The organism is Agarivorans sp. QJM3NY_33 (genome assembly GCF_050870865.2).
GTDB lineage: Bacteria > Pseudomonadota > Gammaproteobacteria > Enterobacterales > Celerinatantimonadaceae > Agarivorans.
Map to the genome: position 1 here is coordinate 4,026,498 of NZ_CP194039.2, position 13,307 is coordinate 4,039,804.

Sequence of the window (13,307 nt, forward strand, 5' to 3'; positions counted from 1 at the left end):
CTCGATTACCAATATAGCCCCACTAAGCTTGTGACGTTTATTGTTAGCATCCTGCTGACGCGCTCGCTCAAGCAAAGGAAATATTATGAAAACATCTTCAATAGGCGTAATAGGCACCTCTAAAAAGCAAGACGAACGACGCGTTCCAATCCACCCTGAGCATTTATCTCGACTCCCAGAAGCACTGCGTAAACAGCTAACCTTTGAAACTGGCTACGGAGAACGTTTTGGAATGTCCGATGCAGAACTTACCACGCAAGTAGCAGGGCTTGCCTCACGAGATGAGATACTCGAGACCATGGATACCACCATTATTGCAAAACCCACGCTTGCCGACTTTGAACAACTTCGAGAAGGCGGCACTCTTTGGGGTTACCCGCATTGCACTCAGCAACGAGCTATCACTCAAACCGCAATTAACCGCAAGCAAACCTTGATAGCCTTCGAAGATATGTACGTATGGGGCCCTCAAGGACAAGTCGGACGACATACTTTTTATAAGAATAACGAAATGGCGGGCTACTGCGCGGTGATTCATGCGCTGCAACTGAAAGGCATTGACGGACACTATGGTAATCAACGCAAAGTGATTATCTTCAGCTTTGGTGCGGTAAGTCGTGGTGCCATTTATGCACTTAAAGCACATGGCTTCAGAGATATTACCATTTGTATTCAACGTCCTGATCATGAAGTGCGCGAAGAAGTGCTTGATTGCCATTATGTTACTTTTAGAGAAGGAGCTGAGGGCGAAGCTCGAATGGTTATCATCGAGCACGATGGATCGGAAAGACCACTAGCAGAGCTGATTAGTGAATCAAGCATTATTATTAATGGCACTTATCAAGATACCCATCATCCAGTGCATTTTGTCACCGAGGCAGAAAAATCCTGCTTAAAAGACGGTAGCTTAATCATTGATGTGAGTTGTGACGATGGCATGGGATTTTATTTTGCTAAACCCACAACCTTTCAAGATCCCATATTTAGCGTTGAAAATGTTGATTATTACGCTGTAGACCATACGCCAAGCTATTTGTGGGAAAGCGCCTCTCGGTCTATTTCTGCCGCGCTTATCGTTCATCTCCCTGCGATCGCAGCGGGGCGCGCCAGTTGGCAAAACAGTGACACCATTCGCCGAGCAATCAATATTGATCGCGGAGTGATCCAAAAGGAAGAAATTTTAGCCTTTCAGCATCGCCAGCCAAGCTATCCACACGTCGCCATTACCGAGTGAAATCAAATTCAACAAGCACCAGCGAGAGTCCCCCTGAAAATGCAATACGCGGTGAACTCAAAGCCAGTAATAGCGCAATGGAGGAGCCCTTAGAAATAACAAAACCAAATGGTAAACTGGTCCTGTTATCTGGTCGGTAAGTTTCAAATAGCTTTATGCTGCGTTCCATGGTCTCGCCTTAAGATGAAGGCCTGTAAGCATGCACCTTGTTTAAAGCCATTTGAATTGATACTGCTCGCTCTGATATAGATGCGTAATCAAATAGAGGATGTCGATTAGCTTTATTCACAAAAGCGTTGTTTATAACTCTCATCCAACGCGCTAAACATGAATGAAAATCGCGAGCTTAAAATTAGATATAAAAAAAGCCGATGCGTTAGCATCGGCTTTTCATATTAAAGGTTTGCTCTGAAGCGATTAAAGCTTACCAGAACCTGCGTTTGCTTTCACATACTCAACCACTTCACTTGCTGGCATCGCTGGCGCGTCACCATAAAGAGTTGGTTTCCAACCGACATCTTTAGACAATTGTTTCTTCTTGCTGCTCACTTTATTTGCCTCAGCAATCACATCAATCATCTTGCCATTGAACATAGAGCCAGTATCGAATGCTACTTTGCCTTTCATGTTGCCAATTGCATTAGCGGCTGTACCGTTTGCGATTTCAAATACGTTGGCTTCTGAGTAGATAGCAGACTCTTTACCGGCACCCAAAGCTTGACGCAAAATGTTATGGTGCGGTTTGTTTTTCAAAGAACTTACGTGTCTTGCATAACGTGTATCACCAACACCATCACCAGATGCATCACCTACAAAGTAGTTATTGTATGAGTGAATTTTACCATAACGAACACGTGGCATACGTTGGCCAACATTATTGAAATAGTTGCTGTGTAACGTCACACGTAAGTGACCCGTATCAGCTTTTTTCTTATCACTATTACCAATCAAAAACGCTTTATCATGATCATGGAAGTAGCTATTTGAAATAGTTACAAAATCAGCTTGGTTAGTAATATCGATCAAACCATCATGGTGTTGAACTTTTTGGGTAATCTCATTCTGAGGGAATGGGTAAACCGGTGGGAACATTGAATCCGCACGGTCACCATCAGAGAAGGTACAGTGATCAACCCAAACGCGTTTACCGCCAGCGATAGAGATTAAATCATACTCTGAGTTCCAACGGCCACCTGAACACATTTGTGGGCCGGTTTTCACATCAACGTATTCTGCCTGACAGCCAGGGTAGCTTGAGTCAAGTTTAAAGCTATCGCCTGGATCCCAATCTGGGAAGTAGTCGAAGGCATCTTCAAAGGCTATGTTGCGAATGATGATGTTTTCAGAGCCTTTGCCAATATGTAGCATGCCTTTAACGATTTTGGCATCAGTGCCTAAACCAATAATGCTGGTATTCGATGGGATGTCGATAACGATTTGTTTTTTCTGATTTTTTTGCGAGGCAACACGCGCTTCTTCAAGAGGGCCGGTCAATTTTCTATTTGGACGCTTCTTGATCAGTGGCTTCACGTTCCAAACTGCTGGCGCGTAAGCATTTTTATAATCTTCAAAATTGTAAGGTGCAACTCGGTAATCTTCTTCAGTCAATTCCCGACCTTGATCATCAGATGACAAGTTGATGGTACCTTTGATTTTGAGGATTTTTGCATTGTCGCCAGCAGCTAACAACGCATCGACTAACGCTTTTCGACTGCTCACCGTATAAACATGTGCATCAGTCGCTTTCGCTCCGCCTGTAACAGGACCTTCAGCAGCAGCCCAACCGTCATTGGCAGGCATAACCACTCTTGCCATATCCATAGTGGCTGCACTTGAATATCCAGTCATTAAACTGGCCGCCAAACATGACGCAGCTAGAATCGTTCTATTCATTTTATTCTCCGAATAATGTTGAAAATAAACATTTTCGGTTTCCTAACCGATGCCTATTTTCAAATAGAATTTTGATTTTTAGATATATAAAAAACATAAAAAGTTTGTTTCCCCCCTCATATACTCGTTTCATTTTTTTTGAAAAAAATAATTTGGGAACCCTCTATATCTACAAACAAACTAACAAGAAAAACAAAATAAAAATACTGTTTTATTTTTTTAAAATCTCGATTTTAGATTTAGCGCACAAAATATATTAGTTATCGACAATTTGCTTCTTGTAAGGTTCGAGACGCCTTTAATCCAGAATGAAAAGAAAGCCAGATTTGTATTCAAAATTTGTGATCTAGATTCTAAATTTTAACTATCCCCCCCCCGTTAATACGCAGTAGTTAAAAGTATCAATAAACACTCACGACCAATGCGGTTTGCTAATTGTTAGCCTTCTATGGTCTACAAAAATAACCTTATTTGAGTCGATAGTAGGCGCGAGTAAGTCGATGTATAGAGCGATGGGCAAGTCGATAGAATTGATTTGAGACAGAGAGCAACTCGCTTAGCGATCACTCATCTCACACCGAGTAACATCCCCACAGGAATTAAAAATAACTCGCGCTGAGCGGATGGCTGCGCTAATGGTACCAACTTAACTCATCGCCACCTCCCTAGACCACAGCCAAGCATGACGAGACACATATCAGTGAAGTGTTTCAAATAAAATAAACAATAACATGGTTGAACTTGGCATCACGCCAAATCTGAAATCAACTAATGACAACATTAATTATTAAATGATGTCAAAATATTTGCATTTCATTGGGATTTTTTTATAGCGTACAAATAAAGATGCTTAGGTATTTATAATAATTCTGTGATCTGAATAACACTAGCATTAATTAGAGCCAACTATTTTCACGAACCTTATAATGTGTCACATGAGTATCTGGCTTTAGTTCATATTGTTCATCTTCTGGGTAAATTTTTTCAACATCTATATCTTCACTAGCAAATGCTTTAATAGATTCTAGGTCTGACCAATAGCTAATTTGCTATTGTTATCGTTCCTCATCCAGCTTTCCCTCGACGAGCTCAGCAAAAAACTTATGCCAGCCATAAGAAGGCTTTCATCTATACCTGTAAACCTTGCATTTTAGCTGGTTGAGTTTTTCATCTTTATTCTATGAATCACGCCTCTGGGCTTAGAGCTTTGGGACTGGATAGCTTAAGGAGTTTACTCACCAGAACGATGAGCAAATTTGTGTGCAACTCAGGGTCAGGTTTTGCTTTTAGCCACTATCTTGCTTACCCGAGAATAAAGCGGCTTTCTCGCCTCCCTCATAGACAAACCGCCGATATTTGTTAACGACCCGTTTCCTCTGCTTTCCAAAGAGCAATTAAGTCTAATCATTATCCTGCCACCATAAAAAACAGCCTAAGTAAAACTTGAGCTACTGTAAGCAAAAAACAAGACCTGAACCCATTACTCCCTCAAGAGAAAGAGCCTTGGTTGATTGCTACGTCATTAAGCCTCTAGCAGGTTACACCGAAAGCTGTAGAGAAATTTACGCCACTCGGATGCAAATTGAAGAAGTTTTAAAAATGTAACAACTGGGCTGGGAATGAACCCATCTAGAACCCAAGACATAAGGTGGCTTAGAATGTTACTCAGGATTGCCGCTCTCACCCATCTTATACTTCACTGGTCTAGCGTTGAAAGCTGCGGGCAAACACTATCGTTATCTGGCTAATTCAATTGAGCATCGCAACGTTCTCTATACCCCCTATAACTTGCTCAATAAACGACCAAGATACAAGACTCAGATTAAACAACGCTCACTAGCCTAAAGCCTTAGATACGCTAAAGATACGCTAAAGATACTCTACACGAGCCCAGCTAAATACGGGACTGAAAAAGCATGAGTATATTCGAGGAACATCAGGCCCTCCCTCCTTTTATTCCAAGCAGCAATATCTTGGGCTCGTTGAATTGCCTACGTTTTGTTTTCGCTTGTTTTGCGTATTATCTGTGGGACAAATCTTTCACTAAAGCCTGCGACAAATGACCAGAAAAACAATTTGGCTATATCTTCACCTGTTTTGGGGTAAGTCAAAGATATCCATTGGTAAAAATCATTTGCGTTAGAAATATTGAATTTGTTCGGATATTCTGGGAATAATTCACCTTGAATTATATTACCGATAAACATCAGCATAAGAACTAACGCAAATATTCCACCATTTATCGGGATCAGTGTTATAGATACCCAAGAGGTTGATAATGTCTTTAACTCTTGCAATTTTATTTTCGGTAGTCGCTGTTGAATGCTCACAAAGCCGCCTAACAGCCCAGAGGCAAACACTAATGTGACTAGGTATGACCTCTTATCATCATGTAATCCATACAAGCCAATCGCTAATATAAGCAAAATTAACCCAGTGAAAGATACTAACCTCTTTGTTACTGCTTGAAGATGTTCTTGACGTTCTAAATCTTCCATATGTTACTCCTTCAACATGATGAAGACAGACATAAAAAACCAGACATAATGATCCCGGTGAAAGTCTCAATCTTCTGCATTAAACGAGGTTTAGCCGAACTAGAGACACACCATAAGATGCAAGTCTTAATATAAGGGAAGAGGAGCCAATACGTCATGCTTACATCCCCACCATCCATCATTCACTATAATCAATATATCTAGAGAATTTGAGATATTCAGCAGGGTTGGAAGATTTATAAGGGGATCCATGAATAAAGCGGCTTTCTCACTTCCTGTTCTGGTCTAATTCCATCGGACACTTAATTTTGAGACAGTATGTTAATGAATTAAGAGGTCTATATGAGTTTGAAAAAATCACACAAGAGTTATCCACAAGAATTTAAAGATGAAGCGGTACTAATGGTGTTGGAGCAAGGTTACAGTGTTGCTGATGCTGCAAAATCTCTAGGGGTTGGCACTAGCCTGCTTTACAAGTGGAAAGAAAGGTACGAAGTCCAACGGCAAGGCATCACCCTAGAAGAGTCTGAGCGTGATGAACTCAAGCGATTACGCAAAGAAAACAAAGAATTACGCATGGAGAAAGAAATACTAAAAAAGGCAAGCGCCTTCTTTGCGAAAGAAATGAAGTAAAATGTCGCTTCATAAAAAAACACTCAAATCAGTTCCCTGTTGCGCAGCTATGCCGAGTCATGAACGTAAGTAAATCAGGCTATTACGATTGGCTTAAACGCCCTGCGAACGTGATAGGCCTTGATACTTTGAAGCTTTATCGCCGTGTTCGCCAGTTATTCAAGAAAAGCCGAGGTAGCCTAGGGAATCGTGAGATGGTGAAGAAATTGCGCAAGGAAGGCTACCAAGTAGGCCGCTATGCTGTCCGTACAATGATGCAACGCTTGCGGCTGAAAGTGACCCAACGGCAAGCTTATAAAGTGACAACGCAGCGTAAACACTCTGACGCAGTCGCTGATAACCTGCTAAATATGAACTTTAACCCAAGCGCTGCTAATCAGGTTTGGGCTGGTGATGTGACCTACCTAAAAACAGGCGAGGGTTGGATGTATTTAGCTGTCGTGATGGATTTATACTCTCGCAGAATTGTTGGCTGGCATATTGATAAACGGATGACTACAGACTTAATTTCCAAAGCACTCATTAAAGCCTACAACTTACGGCAACCACCTAAAGGCTTGTTCTTTCACAGTGATAGAGGCTCACAGTACACCAGTAAACAATATCGTAAGCTATTAGTTGGTTTTGATATTCGAGCCAGTATGGGCGATGTAGGAGCGTGTTGGGATAATGCTGTTGTTGAACGATTCTTCGGAAGTTTAAAACACGATTGGCTGTTTAAAGTTAATCAGCCAACACGAGAATTTATGAAGCAAGATGTGGCTGCTTATATGAAGTATTACAACTTAGAGCGGCTTCATTCGGCCAATGGTGATTTATCACCGGTGGCGTTTGAAAATTCTCAACTAAAAGTGTCCAGTTTGGGTTGACCAGTACATCCCTCATAGACAAACTGCCGATATTTTTTAACGACCCGTTTCCGCTGTTTTCCAAAGAGCAATCGGGTCTAATCATCCGATATTCTAGTTTAGACAGCCATGCTAACTATCGAATAAGCATCAGTCGATGTTATCAACTCAAATCTGTAGTTGGGGTGGCTGTCTAGTTATCTTCGTCTTCTCTTTTCATTTTTAGTCAAACATCTTAACTAGACAGCCATCTTAACTATCGAATAAGCATGGTAATCCCCCCGAAAATTAATCGCATGCAAAAGTAGAATTTTCTCGTATAGTAAATACAGGAGATTCAACATGAAAAAGTCACGTTACACGGACAGTCAGATCTTATCTATTCTCAAGCAGGCTGAGGCTGGTACACCTGTTCCTGAGCTCTGTCGTGAGCATGGAATGAGCAACGCAACCTTTTACAAGTGGCGTTCGAAATACGGTGGTATGGACGCATCCCTTATGGCGCGGATGAAAGAACTCGAAGATGAAAATCGACGGCTTAAAAAGATGTATGCGGAAGAACGCCTTAAAGCAGAGGTGATCTCAGAGGCGATGGCAAAAAAGTGGTGAAGCCCTGTGAGCGTCGATTGATGGCTCAGCGTTCGGTGGCGAACTATCACATCAGCATTAAAAGTGCATGCTATTGGTTTGGGATCAGCGAGACCTGCTATCACTATAAATCGAAGCTTCAACCTGAGAATGAGTTGATAGCTCAAGAGTTAGTAACGCTGTGCAACAGTGAAGACTGCTCTGACTGGGGCTTTGGCCTGTGTTTTCACCATTTGCGGAACGTTAAAGGGTATACATGGAACCATAAGCGGGTTTATCGGATCTACTGCGAATTGGCTCTAAACTTACGTATTAGGCCAAAACGACGCCTGAATCGCCATACGCCAGAGCCTCTTAAAGAGCCGATTAAAACAAACCAAGTTTGGTCCGTGGACTTTATGCATGATCAGCTATCTGATGGCCGGAAGTACCGTTTATTCAATGTGATAGATGATTACAAACGTGAAGGTCTGGCGTCAGAACCTGATTTTTCAATGCCCACAGTACGAGTCACTCGGATCTTAGAGCAGCTCATCGAACAACGAACCAAACCTGTTGCGATCCGCTGCGACAATGGTCCTGAGTTCATTAGCCATGCGTTTATTAAATGGGCCAACAACCACGACATTCGAATCGATTATATTCAGCCAGGGAACCCACAACAAAACGCGTATATAGAAAGGTTCAACCGTACTATGAGGTTTGGCTTAGTGAGTAAGTATTTGTTTGACACACTTGAAGAGGTTCAAGATCGGGCGACCCAATGGTTATGGTTCTACAATCATCAACGACCACACCTTGCAAATGGAGGGTTCCCACCACTAAAAACGGCAGCATGAATTCTACGAATAAATGCGGTTAATAATGGGAGGATTACCGCATCAGTCGATGTTATCAACTCAAATCTGTAGTTGGGGTGGCTGTCTAGTTATCTTCGCTGTCTAGTTATCTTCTCTTTTAATTTTTAGTTAAGAGACCAAAGGGCTAAAGGGTGCAGATATTTATAGTTACTCTGCCCCTTTGCTTGCAACTGAAAGTGTCCAATTTGGGTTGACTAAAACAGAATGACTTAAAATGACACGCTTAAGCCGATATTGGCGGTATTGATGTCAACATCCTTAAGTCCCAAGCGCTGTATGCCAACATGCATCGCTGTTCTCTGATTGAAATGATATTGCCAACCAGCCTGCACGGTATAACCAATACCATCCTTATCGGTAGAAGGGCCCGATTTAGGGTCCATTTTTACTTCATTGGCATTGATTCCAGCAGAGAGATAAAGCTCATGGTTTTGTGCGAGAGGATAGTACCCTACGGCACTGAGAGAGATGGCTTTGTAGTCAATATCTCGTTCTGAAGTGGTCGTCTTACCAATATCGTTGGTTTTAACGCTTGTCGCATTCCCGATATGCCCACTAACTTTCATAGCAAAAGATGGATAAAAGCGTCGCTCATACTCGATAGACCCGGTCCAGGCAGTATTAGTCTCATCATTGTCTGCTGCGTCGTCTACATTCATTGAACCAACCCCCAAAGACAGCCCAAAGCTATTTGTTTGGGCAAACACAGGCTGATGCACGGAAACTAAGAGACTCGCTATCACCATAGAAAGGATTCTGACGTTTTTTACTTCTTTATTTCTCATAATGTTATTCACTACTTGTGGATGGATAAATGTTTAATGAGACTATTCTAGAGATGAAGTATCAGGTGCGTCTGTAACCCCTTCGTGACTATTTGTGACAGATTGAGACAACCTCAAATGAGGGTCAAAAAAGGACGAAATCCGTGTTGAAATAGCTCGATACATGGCTAATTCGAAACAGGTAATAATTGAGGATGACATGGCCACCGGAAGGTAAAACAAGCACCACCCATGAGGGAATCGCTCACCGTAAGCTGCCCATGATGCCAGTGTGCAACCTGTTGACTAATTGCCAGCCCAAGGCCATGGCCAGCTTCCTGAGTTCGGGAAGCGTTATCCAGTTGAACAAAAGGATTGAAAATCTGTTCACGGTGCTCAGGAGGAATCCCTGGTCCGTCATCACACACATCAATCACCCACTGATCTTGCCCTGCATCATAATTGAGATGGATTTCAATCGTCGTTACGGCATAACGGCAAGCATTACTCAATAAATTATTGATAGCGCGCCGGATCGCTGTTGGATCAATCCATGTGGTTCGTAAACGGATTAACGGCGCAGCATGCAATACCACAGACAGCGACGGATTTGCGAGAGCAACATGGTTACACTCCTTTTGCAGCAATTGCGCCAAAACCTGTTCAGAAAACCGGATTTGCTCGCGATCATGACTATAACGAGAAAGCTGAAGTGTTTGATTAATGAGATGATCCAAATCTTGCATACTGTGCTCAATGCTTTGCTGGTACCTTGCCTGTTCAGACGCAGTGAGTGACGATGTATTGAGTATCTCAAAAGCATATCTCATTCGATGTAGGGGTTGACGTAAATCATGAGCAATGGCATTGGTAAGTGTGCGTTGGCCCTGAACAGTTTGCTCAATACATTGTGCCATTTGATTAAACTGCCGGCTAAGATTCGCCACGGCTGCAACCTTGGGAATCGGAGAGCGTTGAGACAAATCGCCCTGACCAAATTGTGTTGTCGCATCACTCAAACGTTTCAGATCACGCCAGAGCGGGTAACTCCAAAAAAACATTCCGACAGATACCAATAAAACGAACATCAGAATAACCACTAAAAGCACCATCGGTGTGTTCGAAGAATAAGGTAGCGATGATACAACCAATGTCATCCCTTTTTCAGGCGTTGCAGTATAAAAAACCAGTTGATGTGTAGCATCAAATCGCCAAAAACTGGCCCTTTTATCCCATTGAGCCTGTTCTGAGGGCGTGAATACAATGGTTGATTGCTTTTGTAATCGTAGATGAAATTGAGATGAAAGTCGCTGAATCAAAGCTTGCCATTGTGTCACAGGGGTTTGCTCGAGAGCTTTCCTAAGCAGATAGATTGTCCCAGATGACGCCCTGTCGATATCTTCTTCTTGTGTGATATCGACAAAAAGACGAATAACCCAATCACTGTTTGGCAGCCACTTCAACAGGTACTCTGGTTCAGCATTAATAAACAAGATGTTTCCCGCGGATAATGCTGCTTGCTGTGACTCAGAAAGGGATAGCGTTGACATCTGCTGGAGTGATAGTCCATAGCCAAAATAAGGTGAAATATGAGCAAGTTTTTGGGGCCATGCAGCCTGCGGCTGCATAAGTAACTGCTGCTCAAGTAGGGTCAGTGTTCCACCATAGAGATGAACATACCGTTCTTGCTCAATATGTTGATTAAACCAGTGAATTGGACTGTAACGTGATGGGAAAAGTAAAAAACATAAGGGAATAAAAACGAGTAACCATAAGCCTGAAAATGCTCGAAACATAAACCGGATTCCTTAGAAACAGAGTTGATAGCCTTTGCCATGCACTGTTTTGATAAACGTTTGTTCAGCTAAGTCTTCAGATAATTTTTTTCTCAATCTGGAAATACGTCGATCAATAGAACGGTCAAGGCCATCATATTCATAGCCACGCAGTTCTTGCATGATCGTTTCTCGACTTACAACCTTCCCCGGAGAAGCTGCCAATAATGCCAGAAGCTCGAATTCGGCAGTCGTGAGTGCCAGAATCTGATCATTAATTTTAACACTCCGATCTGAATAAGATATCGTCAATGCCCCACATTGACGTGTCTGATCGGAATCCTGATTAGTCTGCGCCTGAACTTGCCGATTCACACGCCTGAAAAGAGAATGAATGCGGGATAAAAGTAGACGAGGATTCACCTGCTTCACCACATAATCATCTGCTCCGGACTCCAAGCCCGTGATTTGGTCAAGATCATCATCAAGCGCGGTCTGTATTAAAATTATTCCCCGATATTTCTGACGCACTTGCTTGCAAACATCAACGCCATTTTGTCCGGGTAGCATCACATCTAGAATAACAAGATCTGGTTGTTGCTCTAGGATTGCAGGAACCGCATCAAGGCCATTTTGAATCAAAGACACCGTGAAGTGATGATGAGTGAAGTAGTCTTTCATCAAATGAGCAAGTTCGATGTCATCTTCTACCAACATGATGTGTTTCTTATCGGCTGAATAACTATCTGATGGATGTCTATCGCACGAAGGTTTCAATTTATTCGCCCCTATGATGAAAATGAATCTGGCCGTTATCATACGTGGTAAGCAGCGATAGACTGTGACTAATTGTGACAAAAACTTACCAAATTAACAATAATCTGTTCCGGAAGCCTTGGATATGAGTTAAGAGACTAAATATTTAGACAGCCATACTAACTATCCAATGAGCATCAGTCGATGTCATCAACTCAAATCAACTTTGAAGAGCCAACTTGTTCTTAAACACCTTACATACTGGGGCGTTAATCAAAGCTTTAGTCAATGCGCAGCGATTCATGAGGGCGAAAAACGTAGTGATTCGAGATATGCTAAATACCTACTCAGTCGACAAAAAATCAGACTATAAATTACTTACCCAGCATCAAGCCAGCGTTTAGCTGCTGCCATGCCTTTAATTCGCTGTTGCTTATGCTGGTGTTTGTAACGTTCTAGCGAGTGACCAGCCCCAACCACACTGGCGAAGTGATGCTCTAAACCCGTGCTTAAGGCTAACCAGCTTTCTTCATCGATTTGTAAGCGCTGTAAAATGGGCGCTTGTGCATCATCGATATAACCACGTTTATCTTCTCTGATAACTCGACAGGTAAGTTCCACCAGTTGCAGGTAGTCTTGTAACTCGAAAGGCAAGCCTTTAGGCATGGTTTCTCTGGGGTTACCGACAAAAGGCATTAGCGGCTTGGGTTGCTGACCTTGTTTGGCTTGCTGAATGCGCTGTTTGATACTGGTGTGGTCCGAGGTTTCAGGCGTACTTGCCATATTTGAGCGAACCGGGTTTAAATCCACATAGGCCATACAGGCGGCAAGTGCTGCTTCATCGAGTAAGGCTTGTGATTTAAAACGGCCTTCCCAAAAGCGCCCAGTGCATTGGTCTTCTTTATTGGCGGCTCGAGCAATATGTTCATTTAAATGGCGCATAAACCAGCTTAAATCAAAGAGTCGAGTCCGATACACTTCGGCGGTGGCGTGAATGGCCTGTAGTTGCACCTCACTTAACTTTGGACGTAACTCAGAATTGAGATACATTTGAGTCAGTAAGGTGCCTTGGTGCAAAATATGCCAGCGCTCTAAGACTTCATCCATTGACCAGGCTTCGGCTTTGGCCTTATCGATGTGCAATACCACATGAGTGTGATTACTCATAACAGCATAAGCACAGACATCAATGGCAAAAACCGCAGTAAGTTGCAGCAAATAGTCTTCCACCCACTGGCGACGGTGCTCATAGCTTTTACCACTTTGCTTGTCTTCGCCACATAAAAAAGCCCGCCGAACACAGCGGGAAACACAATGATAGTAAGGCGTATCCGATAAGCTCACTTGCGACTGTCTTGACCGAGGCATGGCAATAACTCCAAAAAAACACTATTGATAGTTTAGATTATTACTGGCATTTGGCTAGTTTGGGTGGATGTCTAATTATCTGGGACTTTT

The 13,307-nt window shown here is 42.6% G+C and carries 10 protein-coding genes; 3 read left to right on the plus strand and 7 right to left on the minus strand.

Features of this window, described 5'->3' with window-relative positions; genetic code table 11:
* Positions 1 to 85 precede the first annotated feature (85 nt).
* Positions 86 to 1,234 (plus strand): N(5)-(carboxyethyl)ornithine synthase, encoded by a 1,149-nt coding sequence (locus ACRRSY_RS18070; RefSeq protein WP_432451866.1) that lies wholly within the window; start codon positions 86 to 88, stop codon positions 1,232 to 1,234.
* Here ACRRSY_RS18070 and ACRRSY_RS18075 read toward each other — a convergent pair.
* The 3 genes from ACRRSY_RS18075 to ACRRSY_RS18085 form a co-directional block, all read right to left on the minus strand.
* Positions 1,224 to 1,403, minus strand: coding sequence for a hypothetical protein (locus ACRRSY_RS18075; RefSeq protein ID WP_432451865.1), 180 nt, complete (start codon positions 1,401 to 1,403; stop codon positions 1,224 to 1,226). The genes ACRRSY_RS18070 and ACRRSY_RS18075 overlap by 11 nt on opposite strands.
* 248 nt (positions 1,404 to 1,651) lie before the next feature.
* Positions 1,652 to 3,127 carry a pectate lyase family protein gene (locus ACRRSY_RS18080; protein ID WP_432451864.1) on the minus strand — a complete coding sequence of 492 codons (1,476 nt, stop codon included), beginning with the start codon at positions 3,125 to 3,127 and terminating at the stop codon, positions 1,652 to 1,654.
* Positions 3,128 to 5,118: 1,991 nt separating this feature from the next.
* Positions 5,119 to 5,625: a hypothetical protein gene (locus ACRRSY_RS18085; RefSeq protein WP_432451863.1), complete on the minus strand. Its 507-nt coding sequence runs from the start codon at positions 5,623 to 5,625 to the stop codon at positions 5,119 to 5,121.
* Between the two features lie 342 nt (positions 5,626 to 5,967).
* Between ACRRSY_RS18085 and ACRRSY_RS18090 the strand changes: the two genes are divergently transcribed.
* A protein-coding gene (locus tag ACRRSY_RS18090; RefSeq protein ID WP_432463766.1) for an IS3 family transposase occupies positions 5,968 to 7,127 on the plus strand; the annotation gives its coding sequence in 2 pieces (ribosomal slippage) (positions 5,968 to 6,217 and positions 6,217 to 7,127; 1,161 coding nt in all).
* Positions 7,128 to 7,448: 321 nt separating this feature from the next.
* Positions 7,449 to 8,533, plus strand: a protein-coding gene (locus ACRRSY_RS18095) for an IS3 family transposase (protein ID WP_432463767.1) whose coding sequence is annotated in 2 segments (ribosomal slippage) — positions 7,449 to 7,698 and positions 7,698 to 8,533 — 1,086 coding nt in all. Because the reading frame shifts where the segments join, the coding sequence is not laid out codon by codon here.
* A 230-nt stretch (positions 8,534 to 8,763) separates the two neighbouring features.
* On the opposite strand, the gene ACRRSY_RS18100 is transcribed toward ACRRSY_RS18095, so the two are convergent.
* From ACRRSY_RS18100 to ACRRSY_RS18115, 4 genes are all read right to left on the minus strand, one after another.
* Complete coding sequence (locus ACRRSY_RS18100; RefSeq protein ID WP_432463768.1) at positions 8,764 to 9,339, minus strand: porin family protein; 576 nt, start codon at positions 9,337 to 9,339, stop codon at positions 8,764 to 8,766.
* 167 nt (positions 9,340 to 9,506) lie between these two features.
* Entirely contained in the window at positions 9,507 to 10,946 is a 1,440-nt protein-coding gene (locus ACRRSY_RS18105; protein WP_432463769.1) for an ATP-binding protein, read from the minus strand.
* A 180-nt stretch (positions 10,947 to 11,126) separates the two neighbouring features.
* Positions 11,127 to 11,810, minus strand: a complete 684-nt coding sequence (locus ACRRSY_RS18110) for a winged helix-turn-helix domain-containing protein (RefSeq protein ID WP_432460052.1) — start codon at positions 11,808 to 11,810, stop codon at positions 11,127 to 11,129.
* Between the two features lie 417 nt (positions 11,811 to 12,227).
* The gene (locus ACRRSY_RS18115) at positions 12,228 to 13,217 is read right to left on the minus strand and encodes a transposase (protein ID WP_432451858.1); all 990 of its coding nucleotides are present in this window, start codon (positions 13,215 to 13,217) and stop codon (positions 12,228 to 12,230) included.
* Positions 13,218 to 13,307 lie beyond the last annotated feature (90 nt).

Bases quoted from the DNA above. Each gene is read 5' to 3' on its own strand.
- ACRRSY_RS18105 (WP_432463769.1), bottom strand. From the start codon at position 10,946: ATGCAGCCGCAGGCTGCATGGCCCCAAAAACTTGCTCATATTTCACCT.
- ACRRSY_RS18115 (WP_432451858.1), bottom strand. From the start codon at position 13,217: ATGCCTCGGTCAAGACAGTCGCAAGTGAGCTTATCGGATACGCCTTAC.
- ACRRSY_RS18080 (WP_432451864.1), bottom strand. From the start codon at position 3,127: ATGAATAGAACGATTCTAGCTGCGTCATGTTTGGCGGCCAGTTTAATG.
- ACRRSY_RS18085 (WP_432451863.1), bottom strand. From the start codon at position 5,625: ATGGAAGATTTAGAACGTCAAGAACATCTTCAAGCAGTAACAAAGAGG.
- ACRRSY_RS18075 (WP_432451865.1), bottom strand. From the start codon at position 1,403: ATGGAACGCAGCATAAAGCTATTTGAAACTTACCGACCAGATAACAGG.
- ACRRSY_RS18070 (WP_432451866.1), top strand. From the start codon at position 86: ATGAAAACATCTTCAATAGGCGTAATAGGCACCTCTAAAAAGCAAGAC.
- ACRRSY_RS18100 (WP_432463768.1), bottom strand. From the start codon at position 9,339: ATGAGAAATAAAGAAGTAAAAAACGTCAGAATCCTTTCTATGGTGATA.
- ACRRSY_RS18110 (WP_432460052.1), bottom strand. From the start codon at position 11,810: ATGTTGGTAGAAGATGACATCGAACTTGCTCATTTGATGAAAGACTAC.